Consider the following 26,044-nt stretch of genomic DNA (forward strand, 5'->3'; position numbering starts at 1 on the left):
GTCCACACTCGGTCGCGACGGCGGACCTGAACGGCGACGGCAAGCCTGACCTCGCCGTCGCGAACGGCGGCAGCAGCAACGTGAGCGTGCTGCTGAACCAGGGCAACGGCACCTTCGCCGCCGCGGTCAACTACCCTGCGGGCTCGAGCCCGCGTTCGGTGGCGGCGGCGGACCTGAACGGGGATGGCAAGCCTGACCTCGCCGTGGCGAACTGGGGCAGCAACAACGTGAGCGTGTTGCTGAACCAGGGCAACGGCACCTTCGTCGCCGCGGTCCACTATGCTGCGGGCTCGAACCCCCTGTCGGTCGCGGCGGCGGACCTGAACGGCGATGGCAAGCCTGACCTCGCCGTCGCGAACTACGCCAGCGGCAACGTGAGCGTGCTGCTGAACCAGGGCAACGGCACATTCGCCGCCGCGGTCCACTACGCTGCGGGCTCGGGCCATTCGGTGGCGGCGACGGACCTGAACGGCGATGGTAAGCCTGACCTCGCCGTCGCGAACGGGGAGAGCGACAACGTGAGCGTGCTGCCGAACCAGGGCAACGGCACCTTCGCCGCCGCGCTCAACTACCCTGCGGGCTCGTACCCCTCTTCGGTCGCGACGGCGGACCTGAACGGCGATGGCAAGCCTGACCTCGCCGTCGCGAACGCGGGCAGCGACAACGTGAGCGTGCTGCTGAACCAGGGCAATGGCACCTTCGGCGCCGCGGTCAACTACCCTGCGGGCACGAGCCCCCGTTCGGTTGCGACCGCGGACCTGAACGGCGATGGCAAGCCTGACCTCGCCGTCGCGAACGAGGGCAGCGGCAACGTGCGCGTGCTGCTGAACCAGGGCAACGGCACCTTCGCCGCCGCGTTCAACGATGCTGCGGGCACGGGCCCCCATTCGGTGGCGGCGACGGACCTGAACGGCGATGGCAAGCCTGACCTCGCCGTCGCGAACTGGGGCAGCCACAACGTGAGCGTGCTGCTGAACCAGGGCAACGGCACCTTCGCCGCCGCCGTCAACTACCCTGCGGGCACGAGCCCCCGTTCGGTTGCGACCGCGGACCTGAATGGCGATGGCAAGCCTGACCTCGCCGTCGTGAACGTCGGCAGCGACAACGTGAGCGTGCTGCTGAACCAGGGCAACGGCACCTTCGCCGCCGCGGTCCACTATGCTGCGGGCTCGAACCCCCAGTCGGTCGCGGCGGCGGATCTGAACGGCGATGGCAAGGCTGACCTCGTCGTCGCGAACAGGGACAGCAACAACGTGAGCGTGCTGCAGAACCAAGGCGATGGGACCTTCGCCACCGCCGTCAACTACGCTGCGGGCTCGGATCCCTCTTCGATCACGGCAGCGGACCTGAATAGCGATGGCAAGCTCGACCTCGCCGTTGCAAACTTGAACGGCTCCACCCTGAGCGTGCTGCAGAACCAAGGCGACGGGACCTTCGCCGCCGCTGTCAATTACACTGCGATGTCTCCTCTGTCGGTCGCGGCGGCGGATTTGAACTTCGATGGCCGACCCGATCTCGTGGTCGCGGGCGCAAGCACGGTAAGCGTGCTGTTCAATGCCTGCTTGCCATAGTGAATGTAAAATCGGGACCGCGAAAAGGAACCTTCCGCGAACGCTCCTCGTACATCCTCTCCACGCTGATCCCTCGGACGGCCACATCCTCGTGCCGGCCGACAACACCTTCGGGCGCACGCCCATCGAGGGAGGCAGCGCCAGCGAGGCGCAGGAGTCCGCCAGGGCTCGAGCGTAAGGCTTTCCCCAGGGTGCCACGGCGCATGGCCTCCTCCATGTGGCAACTCTCCCGGACGTGCTCCGAGGGCCCCCCAACGCACGGGACGTGGACGAAGGTCGCTCACCTCCTGCGCTTCCGCCGGTCCGTGGACCTCGCGTTCCTGGACGGCACGAACCCCGGCAACATGGCGCTGGCCCGGAGCATCGCGCGCGCCGTGGGCTCGTCGTCGACGATGCCCTCGCCGGGAAGGCGCCGCCCCGCAAAGCGCCTGCGCTCTCCCTCGTGACGCCCCCGAAGCGGAAGAGAGGCGCGTCATGACCGAGCACGACCAGGACTGAGGGCCGTGACGAGACCCCGGACAGCCTCCCCGCGGTGCTCTCGACCGAGCAGACTGCGCGCACGACCTCGCGCGTGTGGTCGGATCGGAGGAGCTGAAAGAGCGGCTCTGGGACATCCTCTCCCGCGCCGTTTGTAACCATGCGGGAATCTTGGTCCCGGGGCTCTCTCAGCCTGCTCCGCTCCCATCTCCCGGGGCGGGAGCTGAGCATTGGTCTCATCTCCGATCGGTACATTTCCGGGTGCGTCGGGACGTACCCCCGAGGACGCCGGCCCCAGCTCGTCGGCCTCGGTCATCGAGGGGCGCGGCGCTCGACGCCGGCCTCGTGCTTGTCGCCCTGGCCGCCGGCCCCAGCTCGTCGGCCTCGGGCTCGACGTCGGCCTCGTGCATCGAGGGGGCGCGGCGCTCGACGCCGGCCTCGTGTTCGTCGCCCTGGACGTCGGCCCCAGCTCGTCGGCCTCGGGCTCGACGTGCGCCTCATGCTCGCCGGTCCCAGCTCGTCGGCCTCGTGCATCGAGGCGGCGCGGCGAGCGGCGAGCGTAGAAATCTTCCCCGAGGTCTCGCGGCTGTGACCGCGCTCGACCGCGTAAATCCGCGAGCACGACGTGGGGGGCGGGTGCATCGAGGCGGCGCGCGGCGAGCGGCGAGCGTTGAAATCTCCCCCGAGGTCTCGCGGCTACGACCGCGCTCGACCGCATAAATCCGCGGGCCCGACGTGGGGGGCGGGTGCGTCGCGACCGACCCCGAGGCCATCGAGGGGCGTGGCGCTCGACGCCGGCCTCGTGCTCGCCGGCCTCGGGCATCGAGGCGGACGGCGCGGCGAGCGTCGAAATCTTCCCCGAGGTCTCGCGGCCGTGACCGCGCTCGAAATCCGCGGGCCCGACGTGGGGGGCGGGTGCATCGAGGCGGCGCGCCGCGAGGGGCGAGCGTCGAAATCTCCCCCGAGGTCTCGCGGCCATGACCGCGCTCGACCGCGTAAATCCGCGGGCTCGACGTGGGGGGCGGGTGCATCGAGGCGGCGCGCCGCGAGGGGCGAGCGTCGAAATCTCCCCCGAGGTCTTGCGGCCGTGACCGCGCTCGACCGCGTAGATCCGCGGGCTCGACGTGGGGGGCGGGTGCGTCGCGACCGACCCCGAGGCCATCGAGGGGCGCAGGCCTCGGGCATCGAGGCGGACGGCGCGGCGAGCGTCGAAGTCTTCCCCGAGGTCTCGCGGCCGTGACCGCGCTCGACCGCTTAAATCCGCGGACTCGACGCGGGGGGCGGGAGCATCGAGGCGGCGCGGCGCTCGACGTGCGCCTCGTGCTCGTCGCCCTGCTCGTCGGCCTCGGGCATCGAGGCGGACGGCGCGGCGAGCGGCGAAGTCTCCCCCGAGGTCTCGCGGCCGTGACCGCGCTCGATCGCGTAGATCCGCGGGCTCGACGTGGGGGCGGGAGCGTCCCGACCGACCCCACGGCCATCGAGGGGCGGCGCTCGACGCCGGCCTTAGCTCGTCGGCCTCGTGCTCGACGTGCGCCTCGTGCTCGTCGGCCTCGTGCTCGACGTGCGCCTCGTGCTCGTCGGCCTCGGGAATCGAGGCGGCGCGCGGCGAGCGTCGAGCGTCGAAATCTCCCCCGAAGTCTCGCGGCCGTGACCGCGCTCGACCGCGTAGATCCGCGGGCTCGACGGGGGGGCGGGTGCGTCCCGACCGACCCCGACGAGCAGGGCGCGCCGATCTCGTGCTCGTCGGCCTCGTGCATCGAGGCGGCGCGGCGAGTGTCGAAATCTCCCCCGAGGTCTCGCGGCCATGACCGCGCTCGACCGCATAAATGCGCGGGCTCGACGTGGGGGGCGGGTGCGCGTCGTGCTCGTCGGCCTCGTGCATCGAGGCGGCGCGGCGAGCGGCGAGCGGCAAAATTTCCCCCGAGGTCTCGCGGCCATGACCGCGCTTGACCGCGTAGATCCGCAGGCTCGACGTGGGGGCGGGTGCGTCGCGACCGACGCCGGGGCCATCGAGGGGCGCGGCGCTCGACGCCGGCCTCGTGCTCGTCGGCCTCGTGCATCGAGGCGGCGCGGTGAGCGGCGAGCGGCGAAATCTCCCCCGAGGTCTCGCAACCGTGACCGCGCTCGACCGCATAAATGCGCGGGCTCGACGTGGGGGGCGGGTGCGCGTCGTGCTCGACGGGCTCGTGCATCGAGGCGGCGCGACGAGCGGCGCGCGTCGAAATCTCCCCCAAGGTCTCGCGGCCATGTCCGCGCTCGACCGCGTAGATCCGCGGGCTCGACGTGGGGGGCGGGTGTGTCGCGACCGACCCCGAGGCCATCGAGGGGCGGCGCTCGACGCCGGCCTCGTGCTCGTCGGGCTCGTGCATCGAGGCGGCGTGGCGAGCGGCGAGCGTCGAAATCTTCCCTGAGGTCTCGCGGCCGTGACCGCGCTCGACCGCGTGGATCCGCGGGCCCGACGTGGGGGACGGGTGCATCGAGGCGTCGAGCGTCGAGCGTCGAATCTCCCCCGAGGTCTCGCGGCCGTGACCGCGCTCGACCGCGTACATCCGCGGGCTCGACGTGGGGGGCGGGTGTGTCGCGACCGACCCCGAGGCCATCGAGGGGCGGCGCTCGACGTCGGCCTCGGCTCGTCGCCCTGGACGCCGACCGCGGGCTCGTCAGCCTCGGGCATCGAGGCGGCGCGGCGCGCGTCGAGCGGCGAAATCTCCCCCGAGGTCTCGCCGCCGTGACCGCGCTCGGCGCGAGATGCGAGATCGTCAGCTCCCGGCCGGAGAACGCGGCCTCGCGCCTTGATCACTGGACTGACGGCAGACTCCCCCGTTACGGATGGCCGAAGAAACAACTGGCTGACTTGTGACACCGACAGTAATCTCAGACACCATTGTTTATGTACTAGGGGTGACACAATGCCGAATCTGTCCCGCCACTCTCAACTAGCATTAAGACAGGCAACAACCTCTCTTCGTCGGCTTGGCCCAAACTCGAATGCATCGGACATATTCAACGCCATTAACCAAAGCAAGAAGTTCGGCGCTGGATTTGTTGAGACATATTCCGATGTGCGTCCCTGGGAGGCAATTCATACAGCAATCAATCTTCCACCAGAATTTACCCAATCTATAATGGAGCGAAAGCCGTATGAGGCACAGCGTGCGCTCGATGCCGTTAGCAACGCAGCGGTAGGCAGGTTTGTTTGGGACGAACACGTAATGAGCGATGCGGATTGGAATAGTATCGATGGCTATCGTGCCCTAAAGGATCTGGGGTACGGCCACGCGTCGGCCCTTAAGCTATCCACCGCCAAGATCGGCCGCCACCACAAGAATACTTACATTGCGTTGATAACATTGCCAGATGTGCAATCGATATCGCCCGAAGAAATGCTCGTAATCGAGCTGCTTCATGGCGAGGTCAGAGCGTCCTTGGACCGAGCTCGCGTGCATTTCTTACTACGCGAGCGACTGGCGCTTCAAATATTTGACGAGCAGAAGAGCGGCGTCTTGCTATGTACCACCGGTCTTCGGCTCGTAGAGGCCAATGTTGTCGCGCATGTTATGGCGGCGCGATACGCTCCAGCGTTGGGGATTAGCGGCAAAGAAGCTCTCCTCCAGAATTTTATTTGGAGGATCGCGGGTGGACCTGCGAACTTTGGTGATGGTAGGCGCCGGATCTATCACCATATTGAACCTTGCGTCTTGGAGGCGTCAATACACTCCCTCCATCCTGACGTCTACGATTTGCCCGAGGATCGATTGCTGCTCGTGTGGACGGAAGTGTCGCGCGATGACGCCCCCGAAGAAGTCGTGATCCGGCATGTAAAGAGGTTTGGTCTTTCCCCCAGACACGAAGAAATAGCGATACTACTGCTCAATACTGGCATGTCCAGCAAGCAAATTGCCAGTCATCTGGGAATCAGTACCCGGACTGTAGACAAGCATATCGAAAGCCTCTATCGCGAATTCGATGTTCAATCGCGAAGTGAACTCGCAATGCGAATACTCAGAACGTAGGCCGCACTACGTGCTGTAAGCGCTTTTGCGTACTGACACAGACGCCGCCCAAGAGCATTCTTGCCACTACCTTGAGGCCTACGGCGGCGGCCACGCCGCAGAGGCCGGCCGCAAGGTGTCATGGGTAGCGGAGGATAATCATGAAAATATTCAAATACATCGTCGAAGGCTCCGGGTTCCTTGGCCTCTTTCTCTTGGGTGCAGTGGTTACGGGCTGCGGTCCAGCCCTCGATGATGGAACCGACTTCCTGGATGACGAAGCGGATCTGAGTGAGGCGATCCAGGAACTAGATAGCTACCGAACATACAGCGGGAGCTGGGCCGCATCGTACGCAACCAATAACTACAGTCGAGGATACGGAACCGGAACGACTCAGAATCCTTGGACAGATTACAACTGGGTGCCCAATGGCGGGAATTGTACCAACTTCGTGAGCCAAGCCATTATCGGCGGCCTATTGAACAACTCGTCCGCTACCACAGCGTTTCAGAGTCGATATGATTTCGACTCCGACGCTGGTTCGAGCTACTCGTGGTACTTCCATTCTGATGGCGATCGCGCCCCTGCATTCACCGGAGCACACCAGCTTTACACCTACGCAAAGAGTAACAAGTCCACGTATAAGGGCCTTCATTTTAGCTTCGTGACCAACGATACGCTACAGACGGCACTGAACGTAAGCCTTGTGAAAGTAGGAGACGTGGTGTTTGCGGATTGGCAACACGACGGGACAATGGATCACTCGATGATCGTCACCGCCATCAGTTCGAGCTACACAGGGTACAACCAGATCCGGCTCACGTATCAGACCAACAATACCACCAATAAGGGCCTTGGCGATCTCAATGCTCAATACAACAAGCAAGCACTCTTCTACGTCTATCGCCCCGTAGACTACAATCCCAGCGGTCTGTAGCCACCGAAGCTCGTCTGGTTCGCGGCCACGCCGCGTGTCGCGGGCCGTCGACCGCGTAAATCCGCGCTCGACCGCGTAAATCCGCGGGCTCGACGTGGGGGGCGGGTGCATCGAGGCGCGCGGCGAGCGTCGAGCGTCGAAATCTCCCCCGAGGTCTGGCGGCCGTGACCGCGCTCGACATCGAATTTCCGCCACCCCCGCATGCGGGGGGGGCGAGGTGGCGGAAACTAAGGATGCGCCGCGCGTGCATTCGACGTACCGGACGCACGACGAGCGCGGCGAGCACGCTTCAATCAAAGGCACGCGGGGTGCGCGTTTACCCGTGAAATAGGCCTCCCCTTGAAGGGGTCCGTTTCCGCCGGCCGTCTGTCGGGCCACGAATCCACCGGCCGGCGCTCGACGCTCGGGCGCGCAATCCCCTTGAATTGCCGCTCCAATCGCACCCCGTACCTCGTGCTCGTCGCATGCACCGTGTCGACGTCGCGCCGCGCGAGGCGGACGCGTCCATCGCTGCATGATGCCGGATGCGGCGGTCATTCGGCCTTTTCGCGATAGGCACCAACTCGCCATGCTCGCCGCGCTCGACGGTCGCCAGGTCGCGGCGCTCGACGCGCTCGACACGCTCGACGGTGGGACATGGGGGAGCCCTCGGGGCGCGGCGGGGCGGCATTTCCGCCGGCCCCCCTCCCGTTCAAATCTTCGCGTGCTTTCGATGGCTTGGACCGCGCTCGACGCGGTGTTTCCGCCGCGCCCGGACGCAGGGTGGCGGAAACGCAGGCGGCCCGACGCGCACGCTTGACGTGGACGGGCGAGGGTTTGCACGGGCGCACCCGCCGGGCTCGACGCTCGACACGCTCGACTGCGCGGGCGAGCTCCGCGGCGAAGTCGCCCCCGAGGCCGACGCGCCGGACCGCGCTCGACCGCGCGTTTCCGCGGCCCCTCGCGCCTTGCGCTCGACGGTCGCGACGTGGAAGGCTTGCTCGCACTCGACGGCAAGGGCGAACTCCGAGGCGAAATCTCCCCCGAGGCCGGCGCGCCCGGACCGCGCTCGACCGCGTGTTTCCGCGGCCCCTCGCGCCTCGCGCTCGACGGCCGCGACGTGGAAGGCCTGCTCGGACTCGACGGCGGGGGCGAGCTTCGCCGCGAAATCTCCCCCGAGGCCGACGCGGCGGGACCGCGCTCGACCGCGTGTTTCTGCGGTCGCTCGCGCCTTGCGCTCGACGGTCGCGACGCGGAAGGCCTGCTCGCGCTCGACGGCGCGGAGGGCGGCGAGCGGCGAAATCTTCCCCGAGGCCGGCGCGGCGGGACCGCGCTCGACCGCGTGTTTCTGCAGGCCCTCGCGCCTCGGGCTCGACGGTCGCGACGCGGAAGGCCTGCTCGCGCTCGACGGCGCGGAGGGCGGCGAGCGGCAAATCTTCCCCGAGGCTGACGCGGCGGGACCGCGTGCTCGACGGCACGGCCGGCGCTCGATGTCCCGACGAGCGGCGCACACGCCACGTGCTCCCGTGCGTCCACGCTCGCGTCGAGCACGCCACGTGCTTGTTCATCGACGGCACGACGCGCGCTCCCGGGCGCTACTCGCCGCCGAGGGATATGAAGGCGAGGTCCTCGATAGCACGCCCGTCCTGCACCGACGGACCATGCGCGTCCGCGACCCGAACCCCGGCGAGACCCGGTGCCAAGAAATACAGCAATGGCTCGACAGCCGGCCCGCGCGACCCGAGAGTTTCGTCATCCTCGACGACATCGACCTCGACATGCTCGCGGCCTTCCAGGTGAAGACGGACGCGGAGGCGGGGCTGCTCGACGAGCACGTGGAAACGGCGGTGCCGATTCTCGGGGAGGCGTGAAAACCAGGCTGGATATCCCCGAGATCAAGGCGGTCCACAAGCACGACCGCAGGCCGATGACGCGCGCGCCTTGTTATTCCCAGGACACTCGACACCCCGTCGGTACTGCGCCATGAGAGCGATTGACGGGTCCTGAAGCTGCGCACCTTCACCGGGAAGCGATTTGGGACCTTCCGTGCTGTCTGGTGGAAAGCAGAGGGGGTCGCCATGAAATTATCGAAGATTGCAGCGCTCGTTGCCATCGCCGTCGCTCCGCTGGCTTTTTTAGGCACAGCGAAAGCGAACCTGGAAGAGCCGATCGACAACACGAGCGACGCTGCTCTTGTTTCGACAGAGTCCAGCGAGGTATCAGACCAAAATCTGGCGAGCACGGATGATGCGAGCAGCAGCGTTGAAACGGTAGGCGTTAGCGAAGAGGCATTGGCAGCAAGGAGCTGCTCTTCGTCGGACCGCAGAAGGGACTGCTATTGCACGCGCGGCTGTTGCCGCACCCTCCATCGGTGCTGGTGCTGCTGATAGGTGCCGGGAAGTGAAGGAAAACCGCTAGGCCGCGCGGAGCTTCTGCCCCTCGGTCACCCGTCCCAGCCCCTCCGCCGCGAGATCGGCCGAGAGCATCCCGCGCTCGACCGCGCGTTTCTGCGGTCCCTCGCGCCCCGCGCTCGACGGTCGTGACGCGGAAGGCCTGCTCGCGCTCGACGGCGTGGGCGATCTCCGCGGCGAAATCTCCCCCGAGGTCTCGCGGCCGTGACCGCGCTCGACGTCGAATTTTGGCCACCCCCGCATGCGGGGGGGGTCGAGCGGCCATAATTCGGCCAAAAAGCTTGTCGCGACACACGCACGCACGCGCGGTCTCGCTCGTGTCCATCGAGCCCGGGCGGGTGCGTCGGGACGTACCCCCGAGGACGCCGGCCCCAGGCATCGAGGCGGCGCGTCGCTCGACGCCGGCCTCGTGCTCGTCGCCCTGGACGCCGGCCCCAGCTCGTCGGCCTCGGGCTCGACGTGGGCCTCGTGCTCGCCGGCCGCAGCTCGTCGGCCTCGGGCTCGACGTGCGCCTCGTGCTCGTCGGCCTCGTGCATCGAGGCGGCGCGGCGAGCGGCGAGCGGCGAGCGGCGAAATCTCCCCCGAGGTCGCGCGGCCATGACCGCGCTCGACCGCGTGGATCCGCGGGCTCGACGTGGGGGGCGGGTGCGTCGCGACCGACCCCGGGGCGCGGCGCTCGACGCCGACCTCGTGCTCGTCGCTCTGCTCGCCGGCCTCGGGCATCGAGGCGGACGGCGTGGCGAGCGGCGAGCGGCGAAATCTCCCCCGAGGTCTCGCGGCCATGATTGCGCTCGACCGCGTAAACGCGCCTGCCCTGCATGGGGGCGGGTGCGTCGCGACCGACCCCGAGGCCATCGAGGGGCGCGGCGCTCGACGCCGGCCTCGTGCTCGCCGGCCCCAGCTCGTCGGCCTCGGGCTCGACGTGCGCCTCGTGCTCGTCGGCCTCGTGCATCGAGGCGGCGCGGCGAGCGGCGAGCGGCGAAATCTCCCCCGAGGTCTCGCGGCCATGACCGCGCTCGACGTCGAATTTTGGCCACCCCCGCATGCGGGGGGGGTCGAGCGGCCATAATTCGGCCAAAAAGCTTGTCGCGACACACGCTTGCACGCGCGCTTTCGCTCGGATGCGTCGAGCGCGGGGCGGGTGCGTCGGGACGTACCCCCGAGGACGCGGGCCCCAGCTCGCCGGCCTCGTGCATCGAGGCGGCGCGGCGCTCGACGCCGGCCTCGTGCTCGTCGCCCTGGACGCCGGCCCCAGCTCGTCGGCCTCGGGCTCGACGTGCGCCTCGTGCTCGCCGGCCCCAGCTCGTCGGCCTCGGGCTCGACGTGGGCCTCGTGCTCGCCGGCCTCGTGCATCGAGGCGGCGCGGCGAGCGTCGAGCGTCGAAATCTCCCCCGAGGTCTCGCGGCCATGACCGCGCTCGACCGCGTAGATCCGCGGGCTCGACGTGGGGGGCGGGTGCGTCGCGACCGACCCCGAGGCCATCGAGGGGCGCGGCGCTCGACGCCGGCCTCGTGCTCGTCGCCCTGGACGCCGGCCCCAGCTCGTCGGCCTCGTGCATCGAGGCGGCGCGGGGAGCGTCGAGCGTCGAAATCTTCCCCGAGGTCTCGCGGCCATGACCGCGCTCGACCGCGTAAATCCGCGGGCTCGACGCGGGGGGCGGGTGCATCGAGGCGGCGCGGCGCTCGACGTGCGCCTCGTGCTCGTCGCCCTGCTCGCCGGCCTCGGGCATCGATGCGGACGGCGAGGCGAGCGTCGAAATCTCCCCCGAGGTCTCGCGACCGTGACCGCGCTCGACCGCGTAAATCCGCGGGCTCGACGCGGGGGGCGGGTGCCTCGCGACCGACCCCGAGGGCATCGAGGGGCGCGGCGCTCGACGTCGGCCTCGGGCATTGAGGCGGCGCGTAGAGCGTCGAGCGTCGAAATCTCCCCCAAGGTCTCGCGGCCATGACCGCGGTCCCCTAAAAATTTCCCGACCTCGCATTTCTGCCGGAAACGTGCCGGAAGCGTACGCAATTGGTCGATTTCTTCCCAAGGGTAGGAGGCTTGTATGGTCGGACGCCCTACCCAGCGAACCCCCGAGATAACCGCGCAAATTCTCGAAGGAATCCGCGACGGTCTTCTCCATCGCGGAACCGTCTGTAAGCTCGTCGGAATCTCGCCCCGCACCTTGCGACGCTGGATCAAGCAGGATCCGGCCTTTCGTGAATCGCTCCGCAATGCGGAGGCCGAAGGCGAGGCGAAGCTTTCCCGCGTCGTGGTGAAGGCTGCGACCAAGGATCCGCGCTTTGCGCTCGACGTCCTCCGGGCCCGCTATCCGGAACGATGGGGCAAGCGTCGTGCGCGCATCGAGACGGCTGAAAACGTGCCGCTCGACATCCCGCCGACCCTTCCGAAGGAACTCCGCGCCATCTGGCGGGAGGCCGCGGAGAAGCATTGGAAGGATCCGAAGCTCAACCGCGAATTGGAAATCTACTGGGCAACGGGCGAGACCTCGCGCCCCAAGCAGATCCGCGCCCTTCGCAAGCTCTTGACGGATCTCGAAACCGAGCAGGGCGACCCCGCCGACATGCCCCCGACGATCAACTGATCGCGCTGGAGAACGCCCATGATCCGCATCACGTGCTCCCCCGTGCCGGGGTTCAATGGCTACCGCTGTGGCTTCCGCGAAGAAATCCGCGGTGATCGTGTCGTTCGCGTCGGCCTCTTTTGGCCCGCTGGGGTGACGGAGTTACCCGACGATGCATTGACCCCCGAACAACTGGACGCGCTTTCCCGCGATCCCGGGAAACGGATCCGCGTGGAACGCGTGCCCGAGGCGCCCGACGCGTCCAGCGCCCCGCCATGCGCCGCGACGGGCCTGCCAGGGCCGACGGTCGAGCCCGAGGCGCCCGACGCGTCCAGCGCCCCGCCATGCGCCGCGACGGGCCTGCCAGGGCCGACGGTCGAGCCCGAGGCGCCCGACGCGTCCAGCGCCCCGCCATGCGTGGCGACGGGCCTGCCAGGGCCGACGGTCGAGCCCGAGGCGCCCGACGCGTCCAGCGCCCCGCCGTGCGCCGCGACGGGCCTGCCGGGGCCGACGGTCGAGCCCGAGGCGCCCGACGCGTCCAGCGCCCCGCCATGCGCCGCGACGAGCCTGCCGGGGCCGACGGTCGAGCCCGAGGCGCTCGACGCGTCCAGCGCCCCGCCATGCGCCGCGACGGGCCATCGAGCGCCGGACGTCGAGCGCCCCACGCGCCGCAATCGGCGAACGACGGCGCCGCGTGCCACGGCGCGTGGTCCGCCGACCCCGTGAGATACTCCGGTCCCATTCTCGAAACGGCGTGCCATTCGTGCGCCGGGTTGGGTGACTTGCGCCCATTTTCCGCCGACCGTGACCGAACCGGAGCCGTTGACGCATGACCGTAGCCGAGAAGATCGCCCTTCGTGAGGACGTCTCCGCCCCCGCGGCGCGTGCAGCGGCGGGCGTCGAACGCCTGGCGGGCGCCCTCGGGGAGCTGGGCTCCGCGAACATCGACGCGGGGGCCGCGGCGAAGATCGAGCGCATTTCGCGCAAGGCCGCCGATGCGCAAGATCGGGCCACAGCAGCCGCGAAGCGTGCGGCTCTCATTCGTGAATCCGCCTCGAAAGCGGAAGACAACGCCCGGATAGCTTCCGAACGCGCCGCGACTGCCACGCGGGACGCCGGGGAGCGGGCCGCGGAAGCTGCCAAAAAGGCGGCGCGAATTCGCGAGGACGCAAACAAGGCCGCCGCAAAAGCCGCGGAGACGGCAGAGAATGCCGCGCGATTACGGGAGGCGGGAGTACGCGCGAGCAAGGCCGACCGCGAAGCGGCGCGGACGGCGGCCAAAGCGGCGCGCCTGCGCATCGCTGCGGAAAAGGCAGAGGAGATCGCCAGAAAGCGAGCGGGCGCCGTCGCTCGCGCGCAATCCGTGGCGGAGCGGCAAGCCGAGAAGGCGGCCGAGAAAGCCGCGAAGCAACGGGGCGCGGCGGAGCGGGCGGAGTCGACGGCGAAAAAGCGGGCCTCAATCGCCGAACGGGCACGTTCGGACGCTGCGCGGGCGCAAAGCAAAGCCGAGGCTGGGGCGGTCAAGGCCGCGGAAAAAGCGAAGAAGCGCGCCGAGAAGGAAGAAAAGCGCCGGGCAAAAGGGCTGGCTGGCGAAGTCACCAAAGCCGAGGCGCGCTTGTGGGAATCGATCCAGAAATTCAACCCTGCACAAGAGCGGCGCGAGGCGATGCTCGAGCGCCAGCTACGCCGCATGAAGGAGTCCGCCCGGGCGGGCATCGACCAACAACCCGACGATGAGGGAGGATGGGGCACCTTCAAGCGCGGCATAAAGGCCGCTGCGCTCGTCGAGATTGGATCACAAGTCGCGTCTGCGGGGGGACGCGCGGCATTCGGTTTCGCCAAAGCGGCGATCGACGCCGCGGCATTCCGAGAAGATGCCACGGGCGCGCTACGGAACATCCTTAAAACGGGAGACGCGGCGGATCGGGCCATGCGCACGGCCATGGCGACGGCTGATTTCATCGGGCAAGGCCGACGCGAAACACTCAGCCAATACGTAAACCTACTCGGGCAACGGTTCAGCGCGGAGAGGGTCGATCAGATCGTCCGCTCGATGGCGGACCTCGGGACGGTCAACCCCGAGGCGAACGTCGACGGGATCCTCCGCGCCATTGGGAAGATCAAGGCCCAAGGCAAGCTACAGGGGGACGAGCTAATGATGCTCGCGGAGGCGGGGCTATCGGTCGAGTTAGTTTACAAGCACCTTGCTCGGATACTCGGGAAGACGGTGGACGAGGTAAAGAAGATGCAGCCGGCCGGGAAACTGGAGGCCGATCCGACGACGCAGGCCATTCTAGACGCGGTCAAGGAAATGTCGGGCGGACGGGCCGCGGGGCTTGCTGCGCGGGAAAAGTCGATCGCCAACATGTCCGGCCTCATGGCTCGGATCCAGGCCATCCCCGGCAACCTTCTCGGGGATCTGGAGGTGACCCCGGGAATGCGGGCCTACAAGGATTTTCTCGGCGGGATCGTCGATAGCCTGGACCCTTCCGGGCCCCGCTGGCAACGGATCAAAGGCGTTCTCGGAAGGGTCGTCAATTCGGCATTCGGCTCGATGTTCGGCGGCAAGGATCCGGGGGCACTCGTAGACCGCATTATCACGAAACTGGAGACCGCCGCGCCGATCATTAGCGCCGCTATGTCCGGCTTCAGTACAGGTTTCAGCGGTGCCATTCGTGTATTCGATCAACTGGACAAGTTCGCGGGGGATGGCCCCTTGGGGAGTATCGCCAAGGTGCTGGGGATCGACAAGGTCCCCTGGATCGAGCTCGTCGCGCGCGGGGTGGGCTTGATTGCGGGAGTAGCGGGGGTCGCGCTCGCGACGATCGGCGCGGTTGCCGTGGCTTGGGTTGGGTTCACAACCACGGTTTACGGTGGCATCCTTGCCACCTATGGCGCGATTGCAGAAGTCGCGGAAGCGGTCTACGCGTTCTTTTCCGGCGAGACGCTTGCGGCCAAGGGGTCGGGCCTCGGGGTCGCGATCGTCGACGGGATGGTCGGGGGAATCAAGGGAGGGGCCGCCCGCGTGACGGAGGCAATCGCGGCCCTTGCTGGGGGGACCATCATCACGGCGCGTAAGACGCTCCGAATCGGAAGCCCTTCCCGCGAGTTCATGGCGATCGGCGGGTACCTCTCGGAAGGTGCGGCCATAGGCATCACGGGGGGCGCGGCGCGGGTGATTCGCGCGGCGGAGTCCATGGCTATGGCTACCACGCGCGCCGCGAATGACAACATGGCCGGCACAGGGGCCGCGGTCGCCCCCACCGGAAGAACGAGCCCAGCACGCGCGCACGTGGCCGGATCCCTCGCCCGTGGGGCGGGGGGCGGGTTCTTCAATTACGGCACGATCGAGATCAATGTCACGGTGCAGGGCGACGGCGGCAAAGGAGACGCCGAGGAAATCGCCCGGGGGGTATGGGCCGAGCTACAGCGGCTCGCCGAGGAGGGGGCTTAGTCGGGGGTACATGAACGCGCGAGCAGGTACGTTTGTATGCGTGAACCTGCTACAAAAATCGCACGAGGTGGGGTAACGTCGCGGGGGTCGCCCGACACTTTTATAGGTCATGAACCTGGCCCCTTCTCTTTCGACGCCCCCCGGGCATCCTTCCGCCGACGAGCTGGCGGCGCTCCGGCCCGTTGTCCTCGCATGGACCGAGCGTTGGACCACGTGCCCCGAGGACCGCGACGACATCACACAAGAGGTGATGTTCGAGGCCGAAAAGAGCCGACAGACAAACCCCCCCGTCGGCCCCCTGCCGCCCTGGCTTTGGGTCATCGCAGCGCGCACGGCGGCGCGCTTCCTGCGACGGAAGCAAATGCCGGGCGTGCGCCTCGCGCGTCGCGTCGGGGCCATGCTGCGGATCCCATCGGCCGGGCCTTCCCCCGAGGAGATCGCGACGAATACGAACGCGCTGGAACTCGTCGCCGCCGTCCGTCCTGAACTCCCGCCCCGCATGCAAGCGGTGTTTTCGGCGTATTGCGATCAGCACATGACTCACGACGAGATCGCGGAAGCGCTGGGGATCCCGCCCGAACGCTCGCGCGTCTACCTCTGCCAGGCGATGGAACGGATCGCCGCTGCAATGGCAACGGCGAAGCGGAAGCGCCGGGGGATCGTGCTCCCCTTGTTTATCCAGCAATGGTTTCGGGGCGATGGTTCGCGCGACGATGGCGAGCCCTCCGGGCGGTCGCTCGGGACGAACCTGCTCCCCGAGTTTCCCGCCCTCCCCCGGCTCGCCGATGCCGCGGGATCGTGGCTCGGGGGTCTCGTGCTAGGTGGCGCGATCATGGGCGCCTATCTGCTCCTTTTCCCCGGGGCGCGCTGGGCTTCCCATCTGCCCGAGATCCAGGTTCACGTGACCGATGCATCCTTCGCGTCTCACGCCGTGATCCAGTGCAAGATCCCCGAGGGTGAGCCGGAGATCGGCCCCGAGATTGAGCGCGCGCCGTGTCCCGAACCGGTCCCCACCGCGCGCCCGGACGTCGCGCCGACCGTTCCCAGCACGATCAAGCGCAAGCTCGATGCACTCCGCCGGGAAAACACCCACGACCCGAAGGACCATTGATCACGCTGGTTTCGTGGGCGTATTGTTCCAAGGTTCGTACCTTACAAACCCGCTTGCCTATCGCACGAGGTTTGTCTAAACTCCGATCCCATGGTGTCGGGACGTCTCGCGGCTGTGGTTCTCGCCTGTAGCTTCGGGGTCGCGCCCTCCGTGCATGCGCAAGATACGGCACCGGGGGCGACCGTGGATCCCGAGGCAATCAGGGCTGCCGCGGAGGAGGCGCGCTTTAGGGAGCACGCGCGCCGCGGGCACCGCGCGAAAGCCGCGGGCAAGCTCGTCGATGCGCTGGACGCCTATGCGGACGCGCTCGCGATCCGACCGGACCCGCTCATCGCCGGACGTCTCGGCGTGGTGCTCGTCGCGCTTAATAGCCCAGCGGAAGCGGCGGATCTGCTTCATGATGCGGTCAATCGCGATTGGAGCGCGGACGAACGGGAAAGCCGTCAGTTTTCCGAGGCTTACCGCGTGGCGAGGGCGGCCGTCTGCATGGTCGACGTGCAGATATCTCACATGCCCGATACGACGACGCTCGACGGGAAGCGGATCAACGGGAAGCGTCATTCGGCATTCTTTACGTTTGTAATGCCAGGCGAGCACGAGATCCGCGCGACCCTCACGGGTTATCGGGACGGGCGCGCGGTGTTCACGGCGTGCAAGGGCGGGAGCATGGACGTCCCGGTCACCTTGACGCCGCTCCCCCCGGATCCTCCCATCGAGCCCATCCCAGCGCCCACGGCTCCCCCGGAGCCAGCGGCGATCCCGCGGCCCCCCGGTCTACCCGAAGTACGCCTAGAGACGCTGGGGGATCCCAGGCTGGGCATTGCTGGGGCGGTAGCGGTCGTGGATGGGAAGCCCTTGCCCAAGCAAGAGGATCCGTATGCGTACGACGATCCTCCGGAGAGTGGCGGGAAGAAATCGGGGGTGAGGGGGTCGATTGGCGTGGGGCCGGCAATGGTGATCGGGGTGGCCTCGTGGCAACCGGCGATCGGTGCCACAATCGCGGCCCACCTACAGCCCGCAGGTTTCTTTTCCATTGGCATTGATGCACGAGCCGCATGGTTGCCCTCCGGGGTGGGAGATCGACCGATTCGTGCGATGACCGCCGGGGGTCTAGTCAGCTTGTGCGGTCACTGGCGATGGCTCTTCGGTTGTGCCGTGGGGCATTTAGGCGTCTTGAAGGTGGACTTTGACAAGGGCCCGTACCTCGGAGCGTCTTTCGTTGGCTTCCGTCCCGGCTTTGGAGGACGCGTAGGCGGGATAATCCGCGTGGGAGGTCCATTTAGCGTACGTGTCGCAGGGGACGCTTTGGGCCTCTCTCACGGTACGCGAATCGGTGTCAATGATCAGATCATTGTAGAGCAGCCCGCAGTCATGATCGCTGGTACCACGATGATTGATTGGTCCTTTTAGCGGAGATCCCCATGAGTACACGTCTGCCGTCGGGGCTATTGTGTGGTATTGGTATTGCTATTGGAACGTTCGGAGTCGCAACAGTCTACGGCTGCAATGCCCCGCCCGAAACTTGGTTGGACAAGTGCGATCCGGCGTTTCCATTTCCCCCTCCGGACTGTCTGCCCGATGCTGGCTCTGACGCCGACGCGGACGCCTCGGATCCACAAGCTGCATGCGAGGCGCAAGGCGGGGAATGCGTCGAGATCCCCGACGATTCCGAGACCCCGGCTGGCTTCTGGAGCCCTGTACCATGGGCCGTCTGGATCGGCCCGGCCCCAGACATTCCGAAGGGGTGCCCCTTCGTTGGGGGCGAGCAGTTCAAGCTTTACGCCGGCCTCACGGCTCCCCCCATGCAGTGTGACCCCTGCAAATGCCAGGACGCCACGGGGCAATGCAGCGGCGTCCCGGGGGAGATCACGATCGGGGCTGGCATGTGCGGCGCGGTGGGGGTGCCGTCGCTCCCTTTTGACGGCCCGGGGGGGTGGGATGGGACCTGCACGGATGCGAACGCGCTACCCGCGGGGGCGCAGTGTCCCCCGGGAAGCGGCGTCCCATGCGCGCAGTCGATCACGTTCTCCGCGCTTCCCCCTCCGGTAAACGAGAAGTGTGACGTCAAGCCGTCGCCCATCATCAAGGCGGGCGGAACCAGGATCACGGAATGGGAGACGAGCGCGCTCGCCTGCCGGTCGAGCCTCGACACGTCGCTCTGTGGTTCGGGGGATAAGCTCTGCGTTCCGAAGGTTCTCTACCCCTACCGTCAATGCATCTGGCAGAAGGGGAAGCATACGAAATGCCCCAAGCCCTACAATTGGGAGCTGCCCCGGACCATGTACCCGTTTCAGCCCAAGGAATCGCGAGACTGTACAGCATGCACGTGTGGGCCCCCGCAAGGGGGTACGTGCAATGCTACCTTGCGGCTGTTCGATGATGGAGCGTGCTCGTCGGAGTTCATGAAGCGCCCGATCTCCTCGGTCTCGGGTGCATGCGATGTCATCTTCCCCGCCGGCCGGGCGATGGGCGGGAAGGCGGTCACGGACCACGCCTACATCGCGGGCATGTGCGAGGCCGGAGGGGGGGAGCCCATCGGTGAGGCGGTCGAGGATGACGAGAACGCCGTGACCCTTTGTTGTCGAGAATCGTACATTTTCGAGGAGTGACCGCTCGTAATCGCTTGATTTCGCTGGGGCGTGCCAACAGACGAGGACGATAGGACAATTGATGTCCTATCGTCGCCTCACTGGAATCGTGCAGCGAACCGCAGATAGGACGTTTAGCGTCCTATCCATGTCGCGTTCCTGCCCTGTTTTCCCTTGCCCTGATGCCCGGCCGTTCGGGACGATGGGCGCATGGCTCCGCGGTCCCTGCAATCGAATTGGGGCGTAACGGTCGAGGCTCGCTTTGGCTTGATGCCTCGCCACCCTTCCGCGCCCGAGGACGCCGCCGACACGCCCGAGGACCACCGGGGCCGGCGAACCCGTGCGAAACCAAAGGGCGTAATGCGGTTGGATGCCGCGGCGCTCGTCCTTGGAATCCCAACGCACGACACTTCATGGCGGCGGCGCGTCATGCGTCGTATCCGCGCCGCGGAACGTGCCACGGGCACGTCGATCCTCATTTCCCAGAGGGGGCGCACGGGTTGCCTCGTGCGTATGGATGGCCTGCTTGAACTCACGCCCTTTACCGCGGCGGTCATGCAGCGTCAGGACAGCATGGAGGAGCGGCTCCATACCGTCGAGCGACAGCTAGCGGAAGCTTTGCGGCTACTCCGGAGTCAATCGAGGTAGGGGCGTGGCTACCGACGATTTGCCTCCCGAGGTGATCGCGGCGCTCGCCACGTTGCTCCGTTATGCCGGGGGCCTTATGCGTGAAGCCATCGAGGCGAGCCCTAGCGGCAATGGTGGGGGCTTCTACGACGCGAAAACCGCGCCGATGGGCCGGACGGCGTTTCTACGCCTCGCGCGGGAAGGTGCATTCAAGGCAACCAAGATCGGCCGCAAGGTGCTGGCTCGCAAAGAGGACGTCGACGCGTGGATCGAATCCCGCGCGACCATTGCGCCGCATCGCTCGCCGCGTGAGGCCCCTGCTTCGGACGGGTATGGAGACGCGCTCGCGTTACACGAGGCGAACCGGGCCGCCGGTCACCACCTTCCGCCGCGCCGATCGCAGCGCGCGGGAAAGGCTCGCCGATGAGCCGTCCGGCCCCTTCCTTGACGCGGGGGCCTTCGCCTGGTAGGGGGTATGACAAGGTGGGCCCCCATGCATGCTGAAATCATGCACGGGAGCCCTGAGCCAAACCCCGTATCGACCGAGGTTTGACCTATGAATAGGGTAGCATCCGTCTATTTTGCGTCCAACTTCTGCGCGCCCTGGGCGCCCTGGATCGGAGGGTGATCCATGGGACGAGCGCGCAAGGGCACGTGGAAGCGATCGGGCGATCACTTCCTAGTCTACGTCACCCTTCCACAGTCGGCCGTTCCAGGCGTGAAGGATCGTCGCCTGCCTGGCATCGTGGTCCGGAAGGGGGTCAACGGTCGGGCCCTCACCGAGGCCGACCTTGACAAGCTGGCCAAGCTCTACACCGACCGTCCGGACCTCGCGCTGGCTCGCCTCGCGGAGGAAGGACGGTTGCCCGATTGGGTGCCGATCGAGCTGGTCCCCCGTGACGCTCTGCTCCGCGGAGCGACGGCGAACCCCACCGCGGCGAGCACCGCGGGATCGCTCCTCGAAACGGTCGAGAGTTACGCCGATCGCTGGCTCGCATGGCGTAACAAGCACGGGAACGGTTCGCTGTCCTCCTACACGTCGGGCCTGAAGGTGCATGCGCTCCGCGTGAAGGTGGACGACGGGACGATCGGAGAGAAGCCGCTGGCGGCGCTCACACGCGATGACGTCAAGCGCGTTGCCGCCTACTTCCGCAACGAAGCAGCGGCCGATCGGCTCGCAGAGAACACCGCGTCCCGGTACTTCTCCTACTTCCGCACGATGCTCGCCGCGGCATCGGACGAGGATGGAGACCCCGATCTCTACGTTCGGCCGGACAATCCCGCGGTAGGCGTGAAGGGCCCCCCCACGCCGAAGAAGCAGACGCGCGCCTGCTTCTACCCCGAAGAGTTTCTCCGGTTCGTTGCGTGCGAGGCGATCTCCATCCGCACGCGTCGTCTCGTCGCGCTCGCGGTGTACCTCATGTGCAGGTTGAGCGAGCTCGCGCGTCTGCGATGCGAGGACATCGATCTTGCACACGAGCGGATCACGATCTCTCGCTCGTACGATCGCAAGCGCAAGCGAGAGAAGGCGCCCAAGAACGGGCGCGGGAGATCGTTCACGCTCGAAGCAAACGTGATCCCGCTCTTGCGGGTGATGATCGACGAGGCGGGCGGGAGCGGGCTCATCTGTCCCATCAACGTCTACAAGGTGTCGGACGCGTTCAGTAAGTACCTCGACCGCGCGGGGCTGACGCGCCCGGACCTACGCCAGCGAACGAGGATGCACATCCCGATGACGATGCACGGGCTACGGGCGACGGGCGCGACGTGGGCGGCGCGGTCGGGACGCTACGGGGCGATCGAGCTTCGCCGGATCCTCGGGCACCAGAAGCAGGAGACCACCGACGTCTACTTCGATGAGGCCCAGCTCATGGGGCGGAACGTGGGCGAGGTCTTCCCCCCGCTGCCTGCTTCCCTACTGAATCGTTCCGGGAAACGTGCGAGCGGGGGGTAACATCGCGGATTTGTTGGGGGTCGGTTCCTGGGGCGGACAGCCCCCCCTGGGGTCTGGGGCAAAGCCCCAGCGAAGCGCCATCCAGCGCCTCGGGGGGTGGTGCATCTGCCTTGGACGTGCTAGGTCGCGCGGCCCTCTTTCCCCCGAACTGCGCCATGGCCCTCAAAGTTGCGATCGTCGGTCTGCCGAACGTCGGCAAATCCACCCTTTTCAACGCTCTGACCCAGACGGCGGCCGCGCAGGCGGCCAACTACCCGTTCTGCACCATCGAGCCGAATGTTGGCGATGTGGCTGTTCCTGAGCCGCGCCTCGACAAGCTGGCAGCGCTCGCCAGCTCGAAGGAGATCATCCCGGCTCGGATCAACTTCGTCGACGTGGCGGGCCTCGTGCGCGGCGCGTCCAAGGGCGAGGGCTTGGGCAACCAGTTCCTGGCCAACATCCGCGACTGCGACGCCGTCGCTTTCGTGGCTCGGTGCTTCCAGAACGACGACGTCACGCACGTCGAGGGGCGCGTCGATCCGCTCGCCGATCTGGACATCATCGAGACGGAGCTGATGCTGGCGGACATCGACAGCCTGGAGAAACGCATCCCCAACCTGGAGAAGCGGATTCGCGGCGGGGACAAGGAGGGGGCGACCACGCTGCGCCTGCTCAAGCTCGCGCTCGAGCAGCTCCACGCGGGGCGGCCTGCGTTCACGGCGAAGGTCGATCCGGACGATCAGAAGGCCTGGCGCATGCTGCAGCTCTTGACGGCGAAGCCTGCGCTTTATGTGTGCAACGTCGACGAGGCTGCGGCGGGGACGGGCAATGCGCTCTCCCAGTCGGTGGCCGAGCGTGCGGCGCGTGATGGCGCGAAGTCCGTGGTGATCTCGGCGCAGATCGAGGCGGAGGTCGCCCAGCTCGGCGCCGCCGAGCGCGCGGAGTTCCTGGAAACGTTGGGGCTCACGGAGCCTGGCCTGAATCGCCTCATCCGCGAGGCGTATGCGCTTCTCGGGCTCCAGACGTACTTCACGGTCGGCCCGAAGGAGGCGCGTGCGTGGACGATTCCGATCGGCGCGACCGCGCCCCAGTCCGCGGGCGAGATTCACACGGATTTCGAGAAGGGCTTCATCTGCGCCGAGACCATCGCCTACGACGATTTCGTCAAATTCGGCGGCGAGAGCGGCGCGGCGCAGGCCGGTAAGATGCGCAAGGAAGGGAAGGCATACGTCGTCAAGGATGGCGACGTGATGCATTTCCACTTCAACGTCTGAAAAAAACTCCCGCCTCCGCTCCCACCTCCTCGAAGCGCGCGTGAACGCCCCGGCCAGGGGACACCGTGCACGTGCGCATTATGTTCCTACCGAGCGGGCTCGCCCGCGTGGCTCCCGCTCGGAGGGGGAGGTGCGCCATGAAGCGTGGACTCGCGTGGGGATTCGCGGCGATTTCGCTCTTGTTCGTGCTGCCTGTATCCGCGGCGGAAAACGCGGCGGAGAATGCGGAGGCCGTGGAGGATTTGCCGAACGCGCTACCGGCGCGGGGGATCTGCCTCCAGCCGATCGTGACCGGCCCTTGCCGCGCGGCCTTCCGCCGGTATGCCTTCAACAGCGCCGTCGGCCGGTGCGTGCCGTTCATTTACGGCGGCTGCCGGGGGAACCTGAACAACTTCGAATCCCTGCGCGACTGCCGGCAAACCTGCGCCCGCCCCCCGTTCCGCTGGTGAGCGCTTCACCCGCTACGCGCAAAGGCGCGGGGGCTTTCCATACCCCCGCGCCTTCGCTTGTTTGTCACTTCGGCCCGTCCAGCGTGCAGAACCCGTTCAGGCAGATGAGCTCGGGGTTGCAGCAATCGGCCGCCGTCGTGCACTTGTCGCCCTCGTTCGAGCACATGCCGTTCGGGGGCGTGTCGCCGCAGACGAGCGCGCCGCTGCCCATCGGATCGGGCGAGCAGTAGCCATTGCAGCATTGATCGCCCGACTCGCAGCCGGCGCCGTCGGCGCGGCAGGGCTCCTGCACCCAGAAGCCGCGCGCGTTGCCGGCGAGCAGCTCCTGCGCGGGCAGGTAAAACGCCGGGTGGCTCCCGTCCACGCCCGCCGGCGCGTTGAGATCCACGGCCGCGACCCAGAGCTTCTTCGGCGTGATGTTCGTGAAGAGGTTCACGCCGCGCGGATCGCTGCAGAAGGGCGGGATCGCCGCGACGCTACCGTACATGCGGCGGCTCGTGAAGACGACCCAGGCATAACCGCCCGACGCGATGGGGTTCACCGTCGGCTCGTAGTTCAGGTTCACGTCGTCGCCGTGGTCCGCATTCATGGCGCCGACCTGTGCGCCGTCGCCCGTGCAGGTCATCGCAAGGGGCTGCGCGAGCTTCGGCAGGTACACGTTGCCGGCGTCCTTGCCATTGAGCTGGTCGAGCGGCACGGGCGCGCTGCCGTCGACGCCGGCCATCGCGATGTACGCCTTGGCGCCCTTGCGCGTGCGCAGATCTCCGAGGTTGTTGCCGTCGACGCCCGCCGTGGTTTGCTGGTGATATACGACGGCCTTGCCGTCCGGGAAAAACGCCGGCCAGCCGGGCCGCGTCTCCGCCGGTTGTCCCGTGTTGTCCACGACGACGAACGGGTTCGCGAAGGTGTTCGTCGCAGCATCGAAATCCATCAAGACGAGCTTCTGCTTCGCGTTCGTGATGGACGCGCTCGTCATCGGGTTGAAGACGACGCGCTTGCCGTCCGGCGAGAACGAGGGCGTGCCGACGTTCGTCGCGACCCCGCTCAGCCCCGAAACGGGCTGGACCGTGCCATTGACGAGCGAGACGAGCTGCCCCACGGTCGTGAGCGCGAGCGCGCCGTCCGGCGTGATGCCCGGGAACGAGCTGCCATTCGGGAGCGCCTTTTCGGTCACCATGTTCGGCGCGATGTCATAGGCCCACGGGGTGCCGCCGCCGTTCGACGTCGCGACGAGGCGCGAGCCGTCCGCCGCGACGGAATGGCAGACGCGGCACTCCGACTCGGCCCCGCTCTTGCCCGCCGTGAGCTTGGGCGCCGTGTCGCCGACCTTGATCGAGAGCACCGCGCCGCCGAACATGCCGTCGCCGCCGACGGCGCCGGCCAGGTTCTTCGCGAGCTTCGTGCCATATGAGATGTAATAAATGGCGCCCGAGAGCCGCCCCGGCGCGACCGTCCACGTCTCCGTGATCGGCCCGTACGCGACCTCGCCCTTCGCCACCGTGAGCTTCACGGTGAGCTGATCCGGCGCGCCGTCGAGCGTCTTTCCGCCCGCCGTATTCGTGGCCATGGTCCAGATGTCCTGCGGGATCGGGTGGCGAAGGAAGGGCGCCCCCGTCTGCGCGAGGATCTGCGGCTTTCCGAATGTGCCTTTCCACGAGAACGAGCCGCTCGTGGTCGTGAGCTCGATCTTGATGGCGTCGACGTCGCCGAGCGTCGAATCCCACTGGAGGAGCGGCGCCGTCATCCCGCGCGGCCAGACCGTGCGATCGTACGGATAGAGGAATTTCAGCCCCTCGGCCTGCCCATTGCCGCTCGGCGCGTCGAGCGCCGCGATCACGACGGGATTGTCGACGCCGACGCCGAGGCCCTCGCCGCCGACGCCGCCGACGCCACCGCCCTCCGTGAGCTGGGGGATCGTCGTGGCGATCTGACCCTGCTGCGCGGGGTTGTTCGGGTCCGCTCCATTCTGCTGCGATGTGAGCTTGACCAGAACATTACGCTCGAGGACCTCGCCGTTGAGGCCGGCCCGGACGCGGACGACGCCGCCGGCCGTGCCCTTGGGCGTGAACGTCGCCGTGCTCGACGGACCCGCCGTGATGCTTCCGATCTCGCCGCGATCGACGCTCCAGCCCGCGCCGATGGGGTTGCCGTCGAGGTACGAGGTGTACGTGACCGTCGGGGTGTTTTGACCCGCAACGACCGTGATCTCCTGCGGCGCGCTCGGCAGGACGTTGAAGCCCTGCATCTGGCTGCCGCCGCCGCTGCCGCTGCTGGACGAGGGGCCGACGAAGATGTCGCCGCCGTCCCCGCCGATGCCGCCGTTCCCCCCGCTGTTCGAGCCGCCCGCGCCGCCCGTGCCACTCGATGTGTTGCCCCCGGGGAGCCCCGTGGAGCCGCCGCCCCCGCACGCAGCTGCGAAGACCGCCGTGCCGAGGGCCGATACGAGTACGATTCCCAAGCGAGATCGACGTTTCAACATAAACCGCAATGCTACAGCGGAGGAGAACGAGGTCGCAAGGGTGAAGGTCACGGTCTGCGCGCGGCATGGCCTGTGCCAAACCGCGACCGCATGGCCTGCCAATCCAGCATTCTTGTCTTCTCGACCATGACGCAGCCGTTTCTCGTGTACCGCGATCCGGATGGCACGCGGCTCGTGCGCGGGCCGCTGAGCCGA

19 protein-coding genes are annotated in these 26,044 nt (G+C 67.3%); 18 read left to right on the forward strand and 1 reads right to left on the reverse strand.

The window, feature by feature from the left end; all coding sequences use genetic code 11:
• The 18 genes from QHF85_RS17045 to QHF85_RS17130 form a co-directional block, all read left to right on the forward strand.
• On the forward strand, window positions 1–1,571 hold a 1,571-nt coding region (locus tag QHF85_RS17045; protein ID WP_281328256.1), incomplete at its 5' end, for a VCBS repeat-containing protein.
• Between the two features lie 203 nt (window positions 1,572–1,774).
• Window positions 1,775–2,017, forward strand: a complete 243-nt coding sequence (locus tag QHF85_RS17050; RefSeq protein ID WP_281328257.1) for a hypothetical protein — start codon at window positions 1,775–1,777, stop codon at window positions 2,015–2,017.
• A gap of 1,550 nt (window positions 2,018–3,567) precedes the next feature.
• A complete protein-coding gene (locus QHF85_RS17055; protein ID WP_281328258.1) occupies window positions 3,568–3,699 on the forward strand; it encodes a hypothetical protein in 132 nt (43 codons plus the stop codon).
• 922 nt (window positions 3,700–4,621) lie between these two features.
• Window positions 4,622–4,780, forward strand: coding sequence for a hypothetical protein (locus tag QHF85_RS17060; protein ID WP_281328259.1), 159 nt, complete (start codon window positions 4,622–4,624; stop codon window positions 4,778–4,780).
• A 177-nt stretch (window positions 4,781–4,957) separates the two neighbouring features.
• Window positions 4,958–6,061: a helix-turn-helix transcriptional regulator gene (locus tag QHF85_RS17065; protein WP_281328260.1), complete on the forward strand. Its 1,104-nt coding sequence runs from the start codon at window positions 4,958–4,960 to the stop codon at window positions 6,059–6,061.
• 140 nt (window positions 6,062–6,201) lie between these two features.
• Window positions 6,202–6,978: an amidase domain-containing protein gene (locus tag QHF85_RS17070; RefSeq protein WP_281328261.1), complete on the forward strand. Its 777-nt coding sequence runs from the start codon at window positions 6,202–6,204 to the stop codon at window positions 6,976–6,978.
• Window positions 6,979–8,189: 1,211 nt separating this feature from the next.
• Window positions 8,190–8,828 (forward strand): HAD domain-containing protein, encoded by a 639-nt coding sequence (locus tag QHF85_RS17075; protein ID WP_281328262.1) that lies wholly within the window; start codon window positions 8,190–8,192, stop codon window positions 8,826–8,828.
• Window positions 8,829–10,149: 1,321 nt separating this feature from the next.
• On the forward strand, window positions 10,150–10,437 hold the full coding sequence (locus tag QHF85_RS17080; RefSeq protein ID WP_281328263.1) for a hypothetical protein: 288 nt from the start codon (window positions 10,150–10,152) through the stop codon (window positions 10,435–10,437).
• Between the two features lie 1,098 nt (window positions 10,438–11,535).
• Window positions 11,536–11,955 carry a hypothetical protein gene (locus tag QHF85_RS17085; RefSeq protein ID WP_281328264.1) on the forward strand — a complete coding sequence of 140 codons (420 nt, stop codon included), beginning with the start codon at window positions 11,536–11,538 and terminating at the stop codon, window positions 11,953–11,955.
• An 18-nt stretch (window positions 11,956–11,973) separates the two neighbouring features.
• The gene (locus tag QHF85_RS17090) at window positions 11,974–12,660 is read left to right on the forward strand and encodes a hypothetical protein (protein WP_281328265.1); all 687 of its coding nucleotides are present in this window, start codon (window positions 11,974–11,976) and stop codon (window positions 12,658–12,660) included.
• Window positions 12,661–12,763: 103 nt separating this feature from the next.
• A complete protein-coding gene (locus tag QHF85_RS17095) occupies window positions 12,764–15,388 on the forward strand; it encodes a tape measure protein (RefSeq protein WP_281328266.1) in 2,625 nt (874 codons plus the stop codon).
• A gap of 109 nt (window positions 15,389–15,497) precedes the next feature.
• Window positions 15,498–16,499 (forward strand): sigma-70 family RNA polymerase sigma factor, encoded by a 1,002-nt coding sequence (locus QHF85_RS17100; RefSeq protein ID WP_281328267.1) that lies wholly within the window; start codon window positions 15,498–15,500, stop codon window positions 16,497–16,499.
• A gap of 183 nt (window positions 16,500–16,682) precedes the next feature.
• Window positions 16,683–17,909: a hypothetical protein gene (locus QHF85_RS17105; RefSeq protein WP_281328268.1), complete on the forward strand. Its 1,227-nt coding sequence runs from the start codon at window positions 16,683–16,685 to the stop codon at window positions 17,907–17,909.
• Window positions 17,910–18,901: 992 nt separating this feature from the next.
• Window positions 18,902–19,108 (forward strand): hypothetical protein, encoded by a 207-nt coding sequence (locus tag QHF85_RS17110; protein WP_281328269.1) that lies wholly within the window; start codon window positions 18,902–18,904, stop codon window positions 19,106–19,108.
• A gap of 631 nt (window positions 19,109–19,739) precedes the next feature.
• Window positions 19,740–20,141 (forward strand): helix-turn-helix domain-containing protein, encoded by a 402-nt coding sequence (locus QHF85_RS17115; RefSeq protein WP_281328270.1) that lies wholly within the window; start codon window positions 19,740–19,742, stop codon window positions 20,139–20,141.
• Between the two features lie 204 nt (window positions 20,142–20,345).
• Entirely contained in the window at window positions 20,346–21,668 is a 1,323-nt protein-coding gene (locus QHF85_RS17120; protein ID WP_281328271.1) for a tyrosine-type recombinase/integrase, read from the forward strand.
• Window positions 21,669–21,823: 155 nt separating this feature from the next.
• Window positions 21,824–22,921: a redox-regulated ATPase YchF gene (ychF, locus tag QHF85_RS17125; protein WP_281328272.1), complete on the forward strand. Its 1,098-nt coding sequence runs from the start codon at window positions 21,824–21,826 to the stop codon at window positions 22,919–22,921.
• A gap of 137 nt (window positions 22,922–23,058) precedes the next feature.
• Window positions 23,059–23,370 (forward strand): BPTI/Kunitz domain-containing protein, encoded by a 312-nt coding sequence (locus tag QHF85_RS17130; RefSeq protein ID WP_281328273.1) that lies wholly within the window; start codon window positions 23,059–23,061, stop codon window positions 23,368–23,370.
• 64 nt (window positions 23,371–23,434) lie between these two features.
• On the opposite strand, the gene QHF85_RS17135 is transcribed toward QHF85_RS17130, so the two are convergent.
• Entirely contained in the window at window positions 23,435–25,828 is a 2,394-nt protein-coding gene (locus QHF85_RS17135; protein WP_281328274.1) for a hypothetical protein, read from the reverse strand.
• Window positions 25,829–26,044 lie beyond the last annotated feature (216 nt).

The sequence above is a fragment of the Polyangium sp. 6x1 genome (assembly GCF_029946515.1).
GTDB lineage: Bacteria > Myxococcota_A > Polyangia > Polyangiales > Polyangiaceae > Polyangium.

Coding starts and splice junctions, on each gene's coding strand:
- QHF85_RS17130 (WP_281328273.1), top strand. CDS start 23,059: ATGAAGCGTGGACTCGCGTGGGGATTCGCGGCGATTTCGCTCTTGTTC.
- QHF85_RS17120 (WP_281328271.1), top strand. CDS start 20,346: ATGGGACGAGCGCGCAAGGGCACGTGGAAGCGATCGGGCGATCACTTC.
- QHF85_RS17100 (WP_281328267.1), top strand. CDS start 15,498: ATGAACCTGGCCCCTTCTCTTTCGACGCCCCCCGGGCATCCTTCCGCC.
- QHF85_RS17065 (WP_281328260.1), top strand. CDS start 4,958: ATGCCGAATCTGTCCCGCCACTCTCAACTAGCATTAAGACAGGCAACA.
- QHF85_RS17095 (WP_281328266.1), top strand. CDS start 12,764: ATGACCGTAGCCGAGAAGATCGCCCTTCGTGAGGACGTCTCCGCCCCC.
- QHF85_RS17080 (WP_281328263.1), top strand. CDS start 10,150: ATGATTGCGCTCGACCGCGTAAACGCGCCTGCCCTGCATGGGGGCGGG.
- QHF85_RS17050 (WP_281328257.1), top strand. CDS start 1,775: ATGGCCTCCTCCATGTGGCAACTCTCCCGGACGTGCTCCGAGGGCCCC.
- QHF85_RS17070 (WP_281328261.1), top strand. CDS start 6,202: ATGAAAATATTCAAATACATCGTCGAAGGCTCCGGGTTCCTTGGCCTC.
- ychF (WP_281328272.1), top strand. CDS start 21,824: ATGGCCCTCAAAGTTGCGATCGTCGGTCTGCCGAACGTCGGCAAATCC.
- QHF85_RS17090 (WP_281328265.1), top strand. CDS start 11,974: ATGATCCGCATCACGTGCTCCCCCGTGCCGGGGTTCAATGGCTACCGC.
- QHF85_RS17110 (WP_281328269.1), top strand. CDS start 18,902: ATGAAGCGCCCGATCTCCTCGGTCTCGGGTGCATGCGATGTCATCTTC.